This window comes from Bdellovibrio sp. HCB274 (genome assembly GCF_047306075.1).
Taxonomy (GTDB): domain Bacteria; phylum Bdellovibrionota; class Bdellovibrionia; order Bdellovibrionales; family Bdellovibrionaceae; genus Bdellovibrio.
Window position 1 is genome coordinate 3404034 of sequence record NZ_CP178623.1, and the last position, 16031, is coordinate 3420064.

A 16031-nucleotide genomic window follows, 5' to 3' on the forward strand; every position below is an offset into this window, starting at 1 on the left:
AAAAGGCCTGGATAACCAGGCCTTTTTATTTAATGTCATTCTAATTTTACATCGAAAAGATTCTGGAGCAGACACGAGTTAAAGCATCGCGCTGTTGATTCTTGCCAACCAGATCAATGAACTTCATGCCGTTTTCTGTGGTCAAGTTATACATTTTCGTTCGATACATTCCATTTTTAGAGACCGCGCCTTTATTCACAAGCGCAATGCCCGTCTGAAGCTTAAGTTCCTTTTCAAACTCAGCAAAAAAATCAAAACCCCATTTGTCATACATAGTTTGCGTGATCCACGATGGCGGTGAGTTACCATGCAAAATACCCACAGAGACAGAAGCACGTCCAAATTTCAGATTGTCCTGCTCCCACGCCTTAGTGATATCGGTTCTGCCAACTTTATTAAAGAATTCCTGAGTTAGATAAGTATCACCGTAGTCACGCAAAACGATCTTCCCTGTCGGACGCATTTTTGAATCCAACTCTACCAGGAAGTTCTGGGAGTGTGGAGAATCGTAAGTCATACCGGTCAGTGCAAAGAATTCCGCAATAGCACGTGCCAATGGTTTGTTATAGTGCTCATTCCAAAACTCAGACGGATTGTCAGAGCCATTTAGCTTTGCAATTTCGCGACCCTTTTGTTCGTGCATGATCGAAAAACCCGGAACGTAAGTTTTGCCCGAGTTCGACAAAGTATCGTAAGAGCGAATGATCATACCCTGATCGATCACGACCTTGCCGTTAGCATCTTTGGTTTCAACACCAAATGCCAATGGCTCATCCAGCAATACGATATTGTATAGTTTCGGTTGTTTTGCGATTTGGTCCTCCACGAAATCCGTCATCATACGGATCTGCTTACCGTCATCCCAGTCCTGGTGCTTGTCGCGCCAGTGACCGCCCGTTTTATCCGTGGAACCTTTAAAGGAGAATTCCGCATTCGAAACAGGATCGACAATAATATAGCTGCGGGAAGCGGTCATATAGCCTTTATAATAAACTTTCTTGATCGGAGTGATTCCGTTGTCCTTTAGGAAACCTGCGATCTCCTGCCACCACTTGGTGTCTTCAGGATTTATAATCCAACGAAGGTACTTCTCGCCTTTGATTTCGTGGATCAACGAGTTCACAAACTTTTCAGGAGCACGTTTGGCGATATCCGCCTGAATCAGACTTAGTGGAATATCATAGTGATAGACCAAAACCTCTTGATTACTGCGCGTGGCAACCGCATTGGACTTGGTTTCCAATGTAACCAACTCCTGCATTTCCTTACTAATTGCGTGCGCAAACGACGCAATAACCATATTGGAAATCAAAGCAAAGCTAAGTGCTCGGTTGAACTTCATATAGATTGTCTCCTGATACGTTTTAAGCTCCGACGGGCGTGTTTCAAGAGCAGTACCAGAATTTGAGGGCCTCAAATGGAATTGATTGGATCTTAGGAGTCAGAACAAGGCGAAAGAGCGCAAGATGGCAGCCAGTGTTCACAAAGTTAACAGGTGCCAGGTCCTATTTTTGAACTTTACCCAAGGGTTTTAGAGTACCGACTTTACCGACTTTTGAAGGCAATGCGTGTTGGATTTTTTCGGACATCCAAGGATCAATCGCAATCAGCTTTTCCAGGTTCAAGCCGGTTTTGATACCCATTCCATGAAACATATAAACGACATCTTCAGTCGCCACATTTCCAGTAGCACCTGGTGCGTAAGGGCATCCACCCAAACCACCCAAGCTGGTATCAAAAACGCGAACGCCCTCTTCAAAGGCCGCAAGGATATTTGCCAAGGCCTGCCCACGGGTATCGTGAAAGTGACCTGCCAGCTTTTTTACCGGAACTACTTTTTTGATTTTTTTAAATAACGAATGAACCTGACCCACGTTCGCAACACCGATCGTGTCACCCACCGAGAGTTCATAGACACCCAGCTTATGCATGCGTTGAGCAAGCTTCACTACGCGAGCTTCAGGAACTTTGCCTTCAAATGGACAGCCAAAGCACGTCGACAAATACCCACGCACTTTGATTTTATGTTTTTTAGCCAAAGCCATCACCGGCTCAAAGCGTTTGAAACTTTCGTCGATCGAGCAGTTAATATTCTTCAACGAAAAGGATTCAGAGCAAGCTGCGAAAATCGCGATCTCTTTTACGCCGCTGGCAATCGCATCCTGCATTCCGCGCTCATTCGGAACAAGCACCGAGAACTCGGTTTTCTTGGGAACTTTGCCGGATTTTTGTAAAGCGAATGCCTTACTGACCACTTCTTTAGTTCCCGCCATTTGCGGAACCCACTGCGGGGAAACGAACGCGCCGATTTCCACGCGCTTGGTACCGGCCTCGATCAGGCGGCGGGCAAATTCAACGCGTGTGTCGGCATCCAAAACGACTTTCTCGTTTTGCAAACCATCTCGTAATCCCATTTCCACAATCGCAACTGAATTCTTGGCCATAATTTTCTTATTCAGCAGAAGGTTTAATTTTCACAAGAGCTTTACCCAAAGCCACTTGTTCGCCCACAGCACAAGAAACCGTCTCAACAGTTCCCGCGATATCAGCTTTTAAAGTGTACTCCATTTTCATGGCTTCCATCACCAAAACTGCTTGTCCGGCTTTAATCTCGGCACCTGATTGTACCAAAATCTTTGTAACCTTACCTGGCATTGGTGCGATCACAGTGTCTGATGAACCGCCGGCGCCTGCTTTCTTACGGGACTTACGTCCAGAGCCTGCATCCATTGTGAAAGTACGTCCATTGGCATGCACCCACAATGTGCCTTGAAGCAATTGTGCTTTCGCTTTGTGATCAATGCCGTCGATGCGAACTTTGACTTCCATTAGATACCTCTCCAGTAAGATGCCCACGGAGATGTGGTGGCCACATTCCCTGAAGTTTGAGTTCCGCGTGCCTGAGCAAGAGCTGCGGCTGCAAGTTTTTTCTCTGCTTCAGTCAGTTCCTGTTCTTTAATAGGATCTGCAAAATATGTTTCAATAAATCTTGTGGTCATTGTGCCCATCACGAATTCCTGATGAGACAAGATCTCGATCAAATAAGGAATGTTGGTATGAACACCAAACACCACTGAATCTTTCAAAACACGGATCATTTTTTGAATTGCGCGTGGACGGCTTTCATCCCAAACGATCACTTTCGCGATCATAGGATCGTAAAAAGGAGTGATGGTGTCGCCGGAGTCAAAACCATACTCATAACGACGGCCGGGGCCTTCGGGCCACTCGACATGTCCCAACAAGCCTGTGCTGGGTACGCCGCCCATGAACGGGTTCTCAGCATAGATACGGCATTCAATAGAATGACCACGAGGAACGCGAATCTGTTTTGGATCATGAATGTAATCACCCTGAGCAGTCAGGATTTGCATTTTTACCAGATCCACACCCAGAACTTCTTCAGTGACCGGATGTTCAACCTGCAAACGAGTGTTTACTTCCAAAAGATAGAAAGCACCATCCTGCAAAAGAAACTCGACCGTACCTGCACCTTTGTATTTACCCAAAGTCGCAATCGCGCATGCTGCCTCTCCCATGCGGCGACGAAGATCTTCGCTTAATGAAGGAGAAGTAGCTTCCTCGATAATTTTTTGATGGCGACGCTGCACTGAGCATTCGCGATCAAAGAAGTGGATAACATTTCCAGTAGAATCACCAAAAATCTGGAACTCAATGTGCTTTGCACGATCCAGATATTTTTCCAAAAATACTTTCGGCGAACCAAAGGCTGACTGGGCTTCACGTTGCGCAGACTCAATCAACTCGGCAGCTTCAGCAGATGCCTTGATCAATTTCATACCACGACCACCACCACCGGCTGCGGCTTTCACGATCACTGGATAGCCAATGCGCTCAGCTTCGGTGATCAGGTTTGCGATTTCCTGATTTTCACCCTGATAGCCTGGCACCAAAGGAAGACCGGCTTTTTTAGCAAGTTCCTTACAGTGAACCTTGTCACCCAAAGAGCGAATCGCCTCCGCTGACGGACCGATAAAAGTAAGACCGGCTTTGGTGACTGCTTCAGCGAAATCAGCATTTTCAGACAAGAATCCAAAACCAGGATGGATCGCCTGTGCTCCACCCGCCAATGCACCATCAATGTTCGCCTGAATATTCAGGTAACTTTCAGCAGTGGGTGCAGGACCGATACAGATTTTTTTCGTGGCCATGCGAAAGGCGCGAGAGTTGATGTCAGCCTCTGAGTGCAGAAGAACCGTTTCGATTCCCAACTCTTCGCAGGCTTTGATAATACGGACCGCGACTTCTCCGCGGTTGGCGATAGCAATACGAGTGAATTTACCAGGCATTTTCGTCATGGTGCAAAAGCTCCAATTTTAGAGCTTTTATCTATATCCAGAGTGCCTGTTTAAAGCAACGAAAAGACGGTGTTTTCCCTATGCAGCTTGCGGTTTGGCTGGTGTCTCCAGAACGCCAAAAACCTTCTCCTCCAACCCCTTGGAGTTGAATGGTTTTAATAGAAAGCCTTTAATATTGTACTTACAAGCTTCCTGGATGCGTTCGGTGTCCGCAAGGCCGCTCATAAGCAAAACCGGAGTGGAAATCTTCAACTCTTCGCGCAATTTTTTAAGCAGCTCAAGCCCACTGGCCTTACCCAGTTTCACGTCTAAAAGAATTAGATCGAAGGGCTGAGCTTTCAGCTGAGCTTCCGCCTCTGCGGGATCTTGGGCCCCCACCACATGGCAGTTTCGCCGCGACAGAATTAACTGCACCGCAGAGCGGATTGTCGGCTCGTCATCTATGGTCAAAATCATTCGCTTGCTGCTGCTGTTTTCCATATCATGCCACTTTCTTCAAGACTTCGCGGGCCAAGTGTTCTGCTTTAAATGGTTTCTGAATAAATTTAACTGAATAACGATTTCTAAGTTCCGTGATCTCGGCACTTTCTGCATAACCACTGGAAAAAATAAACTGCGCATCTGGAGCCACTTCCCGCATACGATGAAATGCCTCGATACCATTCATCTTGGGCATGATCGCATCCAGAATGATAACTTTGTATTTGCCTGGATTCGAGCTGAGTTCCGACAATGCCGCTTCACCATCTTCATAGGCATTAACGCGGGCACCGTACCGGCTTAAAATATCACAACCCGCGCGGCGCATGGTTTCCTCGTCATCGGCCAAAAGCACATCCTGACCCAGCAAGGAATTTCTAGATGGGATCGACATTCCAGAAACCGGAGCATCCTGATAGTACGCCTTTTTAGAACGCGGGAAATACAAGTGAAATACCGTGCCGTGCCCCGGCTCCGAATACAAACCGACAGCACCCTTGTGATTTTTCATAATACCGTAAACCATCGACAAACCCAGTCCTGTTCCGGACCCTGGCTGTTTGGTGGTAAAGAATGGTTCGAAAACTTTTTCCTGAATCTCTTTAGGAATACCACAACCGCTGTCTTCGATAGAAAGTCGGACATAACTTCCCGGTGTCACCGATTTATGGGAGCTGCAATAGTCCACATCTGCTTCCACATTTGTCGCAGTAATCAAAAGTTTTCCACCCGAGGGCATCGCATCTTTTGCATTTACTGCCAGATTCATCACCACTTGAAAAATCTGAGTCGAGTCACCCTCAGTAGGCCATAAATTGCGATCAACCTTGATTGAAATATTCACTTTTTCATCCAGGGACGGCGCCAGTAGCGCCACAGTCTCCTCGACGGTTTTTTCCAAATCCACGATCGTGTGCTCGTAATTACCCTTGCGCGCAAATGCCAAAAGCTTTTTAGTAAGCTCGGCTCCCCGCTCGGCACTGTTTTCAATTACAGTCAGGGAACTGACCAGCTTTTCATCGTGAGCGTAGTCTTCCTTTAACAGGCTCGAATAGGCCAGAATACCACCCAGCATATTATTAAAATCATGCGCTACACCACTGGCCAACTGCCCGATGGCTTCCAACTTTTGCGACTGCATCAATTGTCTTTGAGTGACTTCGAGTTCTTCTGTTCGCTGCGCTACATTCTTTTCAACTCGTTCATTGATCATCTCCAGCTGCACCTGACGGCCGGAAAGTTCACGCATGGCCTTCAGAGTATTAAAGCAACCAGGAATCAGGAAGCCCACTTCAAACAAAACCCACCCCGTGTGCTCCATCCATTCCCAATGACTGACATTTGCTGAACCAAAAACAGAAAGCGGCCAGAAAATACCTCTGACCAAGTGATCCAAAGCGGTGACCGCAGCGGCAGTCGCTATCACTTTCCAATCACGGTAAAATGCCAGAAATGCCAAGGAACCGAAAATATGAAAGTGCGTTTCAACCCGACCGCCTGTCAGATGAATCAGCAATGCCGACATCATCATCTGAGTCACTGCGATCACATGGCGGGTGATGACTTCACCTGGACGTAGAATCACAAAGCTACATGGCAGGAAGGTCAGCAACCCTCCCAGAATCAAAGCCGCCCACACATGTGGATGCATGGAACTGACACTTCCACTGTATGATCTTGGCGTTAGAACGATCGCGCAGCCGATCGCAAAAAACCATTGGCCCAACATCAGATAAGAAAACAATTTATCTGTACGGCGAGCCACTTCGGTTCGCATCGCCATATAAATTTTCTGCGTTCGTTCTTCTGCGATTCTGTTAAATTCTTCCATAGCACTTTCTAAAGGTGACAACCGAATGTGGGTGTTCTGGCAAACTGGGTTTTAATAAAAGGACCTGTGACGATTTTCTCTATTTGCATGGCACCCGGACTGACACCTTCGTGTCCCCGGCTGACTGTAATGCCACCTTGAAACAGTAAATTCCCCTCTGGCGCGTAAAGAACTGTTTGACCTGAAGTCAGCGCATTTAGAGAGCGTGCAAATTTACGATTTAAATCTGTTTGCACCTCGATATTTGCGATACTGCGGGCCTGGCGCTCGATCTCTTGTCCGTCGAATGCATCCTGGGGATCATAAGAGACAAAAACTTTCACGGCCATCTGAGGGCCGACTTTTTCCTTTAATCGGGAAAGCTCTTTAAGCGTGGCCTGCGTACAGGTACATCGTGGATGTGCGAATACAAATAGTGTGGGCACGTCTTTATCAAGATATGAATCGGCAAGAGAAGAAGGATAACGCTCTGGCGCCGCCTGCTGCTCCCCGGGAGTAAAGTTGAAATTTTCGAAGAGAAAAAATCCTATAAACAGGAGAGTGCCGGACAGGATCAAACTCAACGTTGAGAGTTTCGATCGATTCATAGTGATTTACTTTTCGGTGATTATTACCAAATCTTAATTCACTTTTAATTATTTTTTAACCGGGCATCTTGGATGTTTATACGAGGAAATACTCACTACGCGGATTTATTCAACTCGTTTAATTTTTCCGACACAAAATGATCCACCATCTTCTGATAGCGCGCGTGAAGCGAAAGTGCAGTCACATCTTTGGCGATGAGTTGTACCAAACGTAAATCTTCTTCAGTAAATGGCAGGGTGCCGCGTTTGTCTGAAAAAGTCATAACGCCCAGTATTTCATTTCCCATTACCAAAGGACAAAGCAAACAGGAACGTGTGCGATACTCGTTCGTTTTTATGTGAGATCTTTCCTCGTCGGTGATCCGATCTTCTTTTTTGAAATCGTCGACCAGCAAGGGACTGCGGGTTTTCATCACTCGACCAATCAATCCGTGCTCGGGATCCACCGTCAACGCCACTTCCTTCAATTTGTTGGTGGGACCGTAAATCGCCTGAGCATGAAGCATGGGATCGCTGCCTTTTAAATCCACCAGATAAATAGTGGAGCGTTCCGCATTCAGAAAGGAACAAATAATTTCCTGCATGTTCGAAAGCTTTTCGTCGTAAGCATCAGAGCCGCCAACCACATTGTTTACTTTCTGCAACACCTTAAGCGAATTAAGATTCTTCAAATTTAAACGTTCCTGGCCCGCATATCCGAAGATAGAGAAGACGGCAAAGAACAAAGGAAAACCAACAGGAAAGAAATTATCCAGAACTTCCGCTGTGCCACCTTCGAACCAACCTGGATTTAGTTTCAAATAGATTTCCGCTGTCGCGACCATTCCAAACAAAAGACGTCGGAAATCATGAATTGGTATTCCTGAACTTTTACGAATACCCGAGAATACGACAAATCCCAAATAGCTGGTCGCAGCCCCTGAAGCTAAAAAAAGTGTCCATTTAAGACTTAAATTTGCCGACGTGGGAATAAAGAACAAAGCGGCGAACACCACTGCGGAAAGAGAAAAATTCACCAGCATTTCGATATGGCGCTTTTGTTTTTCCAAAGCTTCCAGCGCAACAAATGGAAATACCACGAGCCCGGCTGACAATACGCCAATAATCTGAATGGCGTATTCGCTCAGTCCGGTAATTTCAACTGGCACTCTTTCAACCAGACTTAGACTTCCTATCGAAAAAACAATCGAAAGATAAATCAATCTCCGGTCCTGCGGATGAAACAACCACAAGCCCCAAGTGACCACGGCAAATATAGGATTTAAAACTATCAGATTTCTCCAGCTGGAAATGAAGTGAAAGAAACCATCAGGATTTGTGAAGCCGCCTTTGGGCACCAGAAACACGGCCCAGATAAAGAATCCGGCCAGGCACAAAGCGGCTACACTTCCTATCATCAGACTGTTTTGCAAGGTCAGATTTTTAGGAAGCCACTTTTCGAAGTGAGACTGCACATTTGTTTCGCGAATATGAAACCACGGAAGCTCGATTGAATAGCTGACAACAGGCTTTTTAATGTTCTTAAGCTTGCGTTCTTTGATGGGAGAAAATTTTAGATCAATTTTATCACTGACCTGATCAACCACCTGCTGACTTACGCAGATTCCTCCAGGAGGAGCCAGTTTTTCCAGGCGCGAGGAAACATTAACATCATTTCCGAAAGCATCTTCCTCGGTCGCAATGAAATCACACAGGTGAATGCCGATACGAATTTGAAATCGTTCGTCTGCCATTCCACCCAGGTTTCTTTGATAAAGCTGAGATTGAATGTCATAGGCGCACTTCACCGCTTCAAGGACACTCGGAAACTCGATAAAAAACCCATCCCCTAAAGTCTTGATCTCACGACCGCCATAGGCTGGGAAAATTTCGCGCAGGATATTTGTCTTCTCTCCCAGAAGCTTCATGGCCAGAGCTTCATTGCGATGAAAGATCGCGCTATAGCCCACAATGTCTGTGAACATCAATGCAGCCAATCGTCGACGATCAACTGCAGGACTGAATTTTACGAAGGACCTTGTGGATAATGACATTGCAGAAATATCGGAGGAAAGTTTATTTCCTTGATTCGCCAGAATCCGAGAATATTTTAATCTTAAGTTTGAAGGGGCACTTCTGTACTACGAGATGTGAGAGAACTTCCACAAGATGCAGCCATCACGCATAAAATTGCTACGACTTGCGTATTTGAAAGTTTCTCACTTAAAAAAACTAGTCCCATAAGTGCGGCCACGGCGGGCTCTAGACTCATCAAAACACCAAAAGTCTTAGCGGGAATTCGTCTTAATGCGATCATTTCTAGCGAAAACGGAATCGCGCCTGACAAAATGGCCATCGCAAAAATCATCAGCCACACCGTACCCGTATAAATGGAAAAATCGATGTGCGGTATTGCCGGCAGTGCCACGGTCAGCGATGCTACCGTAAGACCCATCGCAGTTGCTGCCCCGCCAGGAATTCTGGCGCCGACCTTTTTAGCCAGGACAATATACAATCCCCAGAATGCACCAGCGACCAATGCCAAAACAACACCTGCGAGATCAATATTCTGTGAAAAGTCCGAGTGCGGAAGAACCAGAGCAATTCCCGCTATTGCAAGCAATACCCAAAGACCATCAATCCATTTTTTGGAACCTAAGATCGCAACCGCCAAGGGACCGGTAAATTCCAGTGCCACCGCAATGCCCAATGGAATTTTTTGGATGGATAGATAAAAGGTCATATTCATACAACCCAGACAGATTCCATACAAAGCCACAACTCCCAGTGTGCTGCGGGAATAGCGTTGGATCCAGGGTCTATAGATTATCAATAAGATTTAAGCTGAAATACTGGCGCGCCAAAAAGTAGCGGCCTGAGGACCAATCACCGGAAACAGATGTTTCGCAAAGCTTGCGCCACCTTGTACAGAAAAGATGGCGATCAAAACACAAAGTATCGCGGTTAATTTCTCCACGAAGGTTCACGCTTTTCCAGGAAGGACTTAAGGCCTTCCTGACCTTCATCGCTGGCGCGACGTTCGGCAATCAGATGAGTTGTGCGATCGCGTTGCTGCTCCCAAGTCAGGTTAGCAATATCGTTCAAAAGTTTTTTTGTTTCACGAACCGCTTCAGGACCACCCTGTTTGTAGTTCGCAAGAACCTTTTGCAAAACTGTGTGCCCTTCACCCGCTGGAGCAACTTCAGTCACCAGACCCGCTTGTTGTGCCACATGCGGATTAAACACAGCACCCGACAACATCAGGGGACGAACTTTTCCTGCGACGGCTTTTCTTTGCACGAAGGCGCTGATTACCGCTGGTGCAATTCCCAGCTTTACTTCGCTGAAACAGAATTGAGTTCCCTCTTCCGCAATGACTTCATCACAGACCGCGACCAAACCCAAAGCGCCGCCAAAGGCCGCGCCATGAATCAAACCGATCACCGGCAAAGTGCATTTCGCAATCGCTTCAAACATCGAAAATAGATAGAGGGAATCCTCGCGGTTTTGATGATACGAGAAATTCACCATCTCGCGCATCCAGTTCAGATCTGCACCTGCACAGAATGATTTGCCTTCGCCCTGTAAGACGATGGCGCGCAAATCCTGGCGAAGGTGCAGCTGATGAAACGTCTCTGTGATTTCGGAAATCATTTCCGGATTAAAGGCATTTCGTACATCCGGCCTGTTCAGTTTCACGTAGGCCACATGGTCCATTTCAACGATGTTTAAAAAAGACATTCTGACCTACATTCTGAATACGCCCTGAGATTTCTCGCCCCAAGACTTGTTAAGGCTGGCTGCAATACCCAAAGCCAACACACGGCGTGTGTCTGCCGGATCAATAATTCCATCATCCCACAAACGAGCCGATGAATAGTATGCAGAGCTTTCATGTTCGTATTTTTCCAAAGTCGGACGTTTGAATTCGGCCTGATCTTCGGCACTCATGGATTGACCCTTGGCCGCCATCTGATCCATTTTCACGGTCAGCAAAACGTTTGCAGCCTGTTCGCCACCCATCACGCTGATCTTGGCATTCGGCCACATCCACATCTGACGAGGTTGATACGCGCGTCCGCACATTCCATAATTGCCTGCACCATACGAACCACCAATCACCACTGTGAATTTTGGAACGTGAGCATTGGAAACTGCCATTACCATTTTAGCACCGTGTTTCGCGATGCCTTCATTTTCATATTTCTTACCGACCATGAAGCCGGTGATATTTTGCAGGAAGATCAATGGGATTTCACGCTGCTCACACAGCTCAATAAAGTGCGCCGCTTTTTGTGCGCTTTCGCTGAACAAGACACCGTTATTTGCGATAATACCGACAGGCATTCCGTAAATATGTGCAAAACCAGTGACCAAAGTTTTTCCGTACAAAGCCTTGAATTCATGAAATCTTGAACCATCTACGATGCGCGCGATAATTTCGCGAACATCAAATGGCACGCGGGAATCTTTCGGAATCACGCCATAAATTTCCTGGGAATCAAACAACGGCTCTTCAACCGGAAGAATCGGCATCGTCACAGCTTTTTTGTGATTCAAGTGAGCAACGATAGAACGCGTGATCTCGACCGCATGTTCGTCATCTTCTGCGAAGTGATCCGTCACACCTGAATTTTCACAGTGAACTTGCGCGCCACCCAGTTCCTGTGCATCAACAACCTCGCCGGTTGCCGCTTTCACCAATGGGGGACCGCCTAAAAAGATGGTCCCATTTTCTTTTACGATAACAGTTTCATCACTCATTGCCGGAACGTACGCTCCGCCCGCGGTACACGAACCCATGACGACTGCGATCTGCGGAATACCTGCAGCAGACATCCGTGCCTGATTATAGAAAATACGACCGAAGTGATCACGATCCGGGAATACATCGGCCTGCATAGGCAGGAAGGCACCACCCGAGTCCACCAGATAAATACATGGCAAACCATTTTCAAAAGCGATTTCCTGAGCGCGCAAATGTTTTTTCACCGTCATTGGGAAGTAAGTGCCGCCCTTGACCGTGGCATCGTTCGCAACGATTACGCACTCGGTTCCGTGAATCACGCCGATACCAGTGACAACGCCAGCTCCTGGAGCCTGGCCTTCGTACATGTCCCATGCAGCCAATGTTGAAAACTCCAGGAAAGCTGTTCCGCCATCCACCAAAGCTTCAATGCGCTCGCGCGCTGTCATTTTACCGCGGGCTTTGTGTTTTTTCGTCGCATCAGCGCCGCCACCTTGTTTTACCAGCTCAACTCTTTCGCGCCACTGGCCGACTACGTTTAGCATGGCCTCGCGATTGGCTTTGAAATCAGAAGAGTTAACATCAATGTGACTATCAAGAATTTCCATAGAACCTTTTACTCCACGCTGCCAGCAAGTGCTGGTGTGTGTTTTAATTTTAACTGCATTTGCACAGATCCCACTGCCTGATCGTTCTCGTCAAAAACCTGAACGTCGGCCGTGGCTGTGGATTCCCGGCGCTCCCTAAGGTCTGCCAAAACCACCTCGCGGATATTTTCCGCCAGCTCCATACGCAATCTGCAGTCATTTGTTTGCACTTTAAAAAACTCAGATTCAATTCGCGTGACAGCAATCTCAAAATTTCCCAACGGGGCATGTCGCATCCATAGGATTTTCGCGGACTCGATGGCAGCACTTAAAAGCGCTCCCTCGTGCATTTGTTTAAGCTCATTCATATTGCGAGTGCGAGCCGGAATCACAACCTCGATTTGCGTATCCTTAAGACGAGAAATTCTTAAACCCATTCCCGCGGAAAAAGGTCTAACGATATCGAGTGCATAACCCAGCGCAGCATGCGATGCTTTCGGGGAAACCTCTTCCAACAAGGCAGCCAGGTCCGCAGCACTCAAACGAATTCCGCGATCTTCAAGTTGTGTTTTTAGGCCATCTTTGGCTTGTTGGAGCTGCTGACGCAGACTCTGCTCAAGCTCAATCCCCTTCGACATTAAGATTGTCAGCCATTGTTGGTTCATGAGATATCCTTTTCCCTTAGAGTATTGAAAAATCTAAGATATCATGCTCCGATAAAGAGAAAAAGATTTCCTTTGAGAGGTTTCGGAATGAAGAAAATTGTAAGCGTCATCGTTTTCGTTGCAGCTTTGGTTTGGACTTGGAACGTAATTCACACAAATGAAGCTATCGGCTTTGAGACGCACGCTGGCATTCAAACCAAGTTGGCCGAACTGATCACCAACACTCTGACTGCGAAAAAACCAAACGCAAAAGAGCTGCGCATCGATAAACTTTGGACAGAGTCCATGAACGACAACAAAGTTCGCGCGGTATTCTCGTACAAATTCGTTGAGATCAACGAAACGGGCGAAGCACTTGAGCAAGTGATCGAAGGCGAAGCCATCCTTCACCGCGAACCGTCTGAAGACAAAACTGACAAATGGACTCTTCAATCCGTTAAAACAACAAATGATATCGTGGTTTTCTCTGAGGGTTCCACTGTAACTCCAGGTCCTGATGCTTCAACAGAAGGCACACCAGCGGCAACTCCAGCGGCTTCGCCTGCAGCATCGCCGACTGCGACTCCTGAAAAACACTAATGGCTATTCCCAATTACTTTGTTCAAATTGATGAAGAGGGGTTTTGCGTCAGTCGCGAATTGCGAATCCAAGACCCCAACGCCGGACGCGAAATCCTGGAAAACCTGAAGCTTCATCAAGGCGGAACACTGTTGAGCACATTCGGCGACACACCGGTGATCGTCGAAGCTTTCGACGAACCTCTGATCGCTCTGCAAATCGATAAAAATGATTCACACTGGTCCATTCGCTGTCACTACGACACCCAGTTTTCTTTTGATTTGAAGACTTTGTCGCTGGACGAGTGGGATCGTTTTCATGGATATACAAAAGATCACATTCCCTTTGTACTTTCGCGCAAAGCACAGGCCGCTTTCTTTAACCTGTTAGAAGAATTCGATGATGATTCCATCACTGTCGACGGAAAAACTTATGAGATTCCGCCTTACTGGGATTCAGAAACAGATGTGGAAAAAGAGGCGTTCTGGAACCAAATCTATAAGCGCGAAGAAAATCCGGGCTGGAACCTGGGCGAACCCGCTGAAGCTTTGAAAGACATGTTTCAGCGATTGAAAATCTCCCGTTCGCGCATTCTGGTTCTGGGCTGCGGAGAAGGTCACGACGCTGCTTTCTTTGCCCAAGCCGGTCACGTGGTGACAGCCGTGGATATTTCACCGACGGCATTGGATCGCGCCAAAAAACTGTACGGTCACATGGAAAATCTGACTTTCGTTGAAGCAGATTTATTCAATCTACCGCGCAGTTATGACGCTGGTTTTGACATTGTCTTTGAACACACATGTTACTGCGCGATCAATCCCGAGTTACGTCAGGATTTAGTCAAAGTCTGGAATCGTTGTCTGGTGGATGGTGGACATCTGATGGGTGTGTTCTTTGCCTTTGAAAAACGCCAGGGACCTCCATTTGGCGGCAGCGAGTGGGAACTTCGGCAAAGAGTTAAAAACAACTATATCCCGATCTTTTGGGGACGCTGGCAGAACTCAATTCCCAAACGTCAGGGCAAAGAGTTTTTCGTCTACGCCAAAAAGAAATAGTTCCCGAGAGAAAAGGTACCTTATGCATATCGAATTCACCCAAGCTGACGAAAGCCATATCGAAGAACTGGTCGAGCTTGTAAACTCTGCTTATCGCGGAGATTCCTCTAAAGCCGGTTGGACCACGGAAGCAGATTTGCTTGATGGTCAGCGTGTGGATGAAGAGGGCCTTTTAGCCGATATCGAACGCGACAACTCTGTGATTCTGATCGCTGAAGATGACGACACCGGAAAACTTTTGGGCTGCGTTCATCTGGAAAATCAAAATGGCAAATGTTACCTGGGAATGTTGACTGTGGATCCCACACTGCAAAACAAGGGTATTGGCAAAATGCTAATCAACGAAAGCGAAGCCTTTGCGCACTTTTGGGGATGTACGCACCTTTACATGACAGTGATCTCTGTTCGCACCGAGTTGATCAAGTTTTATGAAAAAGAAGGCTTCCGCCAGACTGGCGAAAAGAAGCCTTTTCCCTATGGCGATGAACGTTTCGGCATCCCTAAAGTCGAAAATCTGGAATTCGTCGTTCTGGAAAGAAAACTATCTTAATTACCCCGCCCTGTCTCTTCGCACAGGGCCTGCATTTGGCAACCGTGCATGAATTGCATAATAACTTAATGTCTTTGTATTAAAAGTTTTCCTCGTTTGGTCCTATCTTTTCAGCAAAGCGAGGTGATCTATGTTTTCAAAAGCGATGCTGGTAGCTGTTTTGAGTCTTTCTGTCTCTCAGGCTTTTGCAGATCACATGGGGCCCAACGGCGACAAATTCTATGACGAAGCCGCTCACTTCACAGCAGCCTGCAATCAAACTGCCTGCCGCGCTCCGTACGCTGCAGCAGTTGTTTACAGCCAAACTCCCCGCTTAAATAAATTGGAACAAGAAACTGCTGAAGCACTACGCTCGGTTGCTGCCTATCAGGCACAAATCTGGAGCGATACTATTTTAGGTGGCGACTACTATGCAGCCGGTCGCACACGTATGGATTCAGTTGTAGCTTATTTTAAAAAAGATCGCTTGGTTGGTTTTAAGATTCGTTACTCTGAAAAAGCCTGGAATACTTCTGAGTGCGCATTTAACGGAAAACGAGACTCACTTAAAGGCTGCCAGGAAGGTCGCATTTCCGAGGAAAGCTACGTTGCACCTGACTTTCAAACTTTCTTCACTGACGAAGAACGCCAAGCGGCTTTCTCTGCTGGCTTCTCTTTAGGAACAAACTAGTCT

General features: G+C 46.9%; 16 protein-coding genes. 4 read left to right on the top strand and 12 right to left on the bottom strand.

The window, feature by feature from the left end:
* Window positions 1-46 precede the first annotated feature (46 nt).
* The 12 genes from ACLWNV_RS16475 to ACLWNV_RS16530 all read right to left on the bottom strand — a co-directional run bounded on the left by ACLWNV_RS16475 (window position 47) and on the right by ACLWNV_RS16530 (window position 13195).
* On the bottom strand, window positions 47-1342 hold the full coding sequence (locus tag ACLWNV_RS16475) for a hypothetical protein (protein WP_413585538.1): 1296 nt from the start codon (window positions 1340-1342) through the stop codon (window positions 47-49).
* 163 nt (window positions 1343-1505) lie between these two features.
* A complete protein-coding gene (locus ACLWNV_RS16480; RefSeq protein ID WP_413585539.1) occupies window positions 1506-2444 on the bottom strand; it encodes a hydroxymethylglutaryl-CoA lyase in 939 nt (312 codons plus the stop codon).
* A gap of 7 nt (window positions 2445-2451) precedes the next feature.
* Window positions 2452-2829, bottom strand: a complete 378-nt coding sequence (locus tag ACLWNV_RS16485; RefSeq protein ID WP_413585540.1) for an acetyl-CoA carboxylase biotin carboxyl carrier protein subunit — start codon at window positions 2827-2829, stop codon at window positions 2452-2454.
* Window positions 2829-4319, bottom strand: a complete 1491-nt coding sequence (locus tag ACLWNV_RS16490) for an acetyl/propionyl/methylcrotonyl-CoA carboxylase subunit alpha (RefSeq protein WP_413585541.1) — start codon at window positions 4317-4319, stop codon at window positions 2829-2831. Before ACLWNV_RS16490 ends, ACLWNV_RS16485 begins: the two co-directional genes overlap by 1 nt.
* 78 nt (window positions 4320-4397) lie before the next feature.
* Window positions 4398-4775, bottom strand: a complete 378-nt coding sequence (locus ACLWNV_RS16495; protein WP_413585542.1) for a response regulator — start codon at window positions 4773-4775, stop codon at window positions 4398-4400.
* A 25-nt stretch (window positions 4776-4800) separates the two neighbouring features.
* Complete coding sequence (locus ACLWNV_RS16500) at window positions 4801-6630, bottom strand: ATP-binding protein (protein WP_413585543.1); 1830 nt, start codon at window positions 6628-6630, stop codon at window positions 4801-4803.
* Window positions 6631-6638: 8 nt separating this feature from the next.
* Window positions 6639-7055: a hypothetical protein gene (locus tag ACLWNV_RS16505; protein WP_413585544.1), complete on the bottom strand. Its 417-nt coding sequence runs from the start codon at window positions 7053-7055 to the stop codon at window positions 6639-6641.
* A 257-nt stretch (window positions 7056-7312) separates the two neighbouring features.
* Window positions 7313-9250, bottom strand: a complete 1938-nt coding sequence (locus ACLWNV_RS16510; protein WP_413585545.1) for a GAF domain-containing protein — start codon at window positions 9248-9250, stop codon at window positions 7313-7315.
* Between the two features lie 62 nt (window positions 9251-9312).
* Window positions 9313-9975, bottom strand: a complete 663-nt coding sequence (locus ACLWNV_RS16515) for an EamA family transporter (protein ID WP_413585546.1) — start codon at window positions 9973-9975, stop codon at window positions 9313-9315.
* 185 nt (window positions 9976-10160) lie between these two features.
* Entirely contained in the window at window positions 10161-10937 is a 777-nt protein-coding gene (locus ACLWNV_RS16520) for an enoyl-CoA hydratase-related protein (RefSeq protein ID WP_413585547.1), read from the bottom strand.
* 6 nt (window positions 10938-10943) lie between these two features.
* Window positions 10944-12551, bottom strand: coding sequence for a carboxyl transferase domain-containing protein (locus ACLWNV_RS16525; RefSeq protein ID WP_413585549.1), 1608 nt, complete (start codon window positions 12549-12551; stop codon window positions 10944-10946).
* Window positions 12552-12559: 8 nt separating this feature from the next.
* Window positions 12560-13195: a DUF4442 domain-containing protein gene (locus tag ACLWNV_RS16530; RefSeq protein WP_413585550.1), complete on the bottom strand. Its 636-nt coding sequence runs from the start codon at window positions 13193-13195 to the stop codon at window positions 12560-12562.
* 87 nt (window positions 13196-13282) lie between these two features.
* Here ACLWNV_RS16530 and ACLWNV_RS16535 point away from each other — a divergent pair, with 87 nt between their 5' ends.
* The 4 genes from ACLWNV_RS16535 to ACLWNV_RS16550 all read left to right on the top strand — a co-directional run bounded on the left by ACLWNV_RS16535 (window position 13283) and on the right by ACLWNV_RS16550 (window position 16028).
* Window positions 13283-13774 (top strand): hypothetical protein, encoded by a 492-nt coding sequence (locus tag ACLWNV_RS16535; protein ID WP_413585551.1) that lies wholly within the window; start codon window positions 13283-13285, stop codon window positions 13772-13774.
* Complete coding sequence (locus tag ACLWNV_RS16540) at window positions 13774-14808, top strand: class I SAM-dependent methyltransferase (RefSeq protein ID WP_413585552.1); 1035 nt, start codon at window positions 13774-13776, stop codon at window positions 14806-14808. The genes ACLWNV_RS16535 and ACLWNV_RS16540 overlap by 1 nt, the downstream gene beginning before the upstream one ends.
* Before the next feature lie 22 nt (window positions 14809-14830).
* The gene (locus ACLWNV_RS16545; RefSeq protein WP_413585553.1) at window positions 14831-15358 is read left to right on the top strand and encodes a GNAT family N-acetyltransferase; all 528 of its coding nucleotides are present in this window, start codon (window positions 14831-14833) and stop codon (window positions 15356-15358) included.
* Between the two features lie 130 nt (window positions 15359-15488).
* Window positions 15489-16028: a hypothetical protein gene (locus tag ACLWNV_RS16550; RefSeq protein WP_413585554.1), complete on the top strand. Its 540-nt coding sequence runs from the start codon at window positions 15489-15491 to the stop codon at window positions 16026-16028.
* The last annotated feature ends 3 nt before the right edge of the window (window positions 16029-16031 follow it).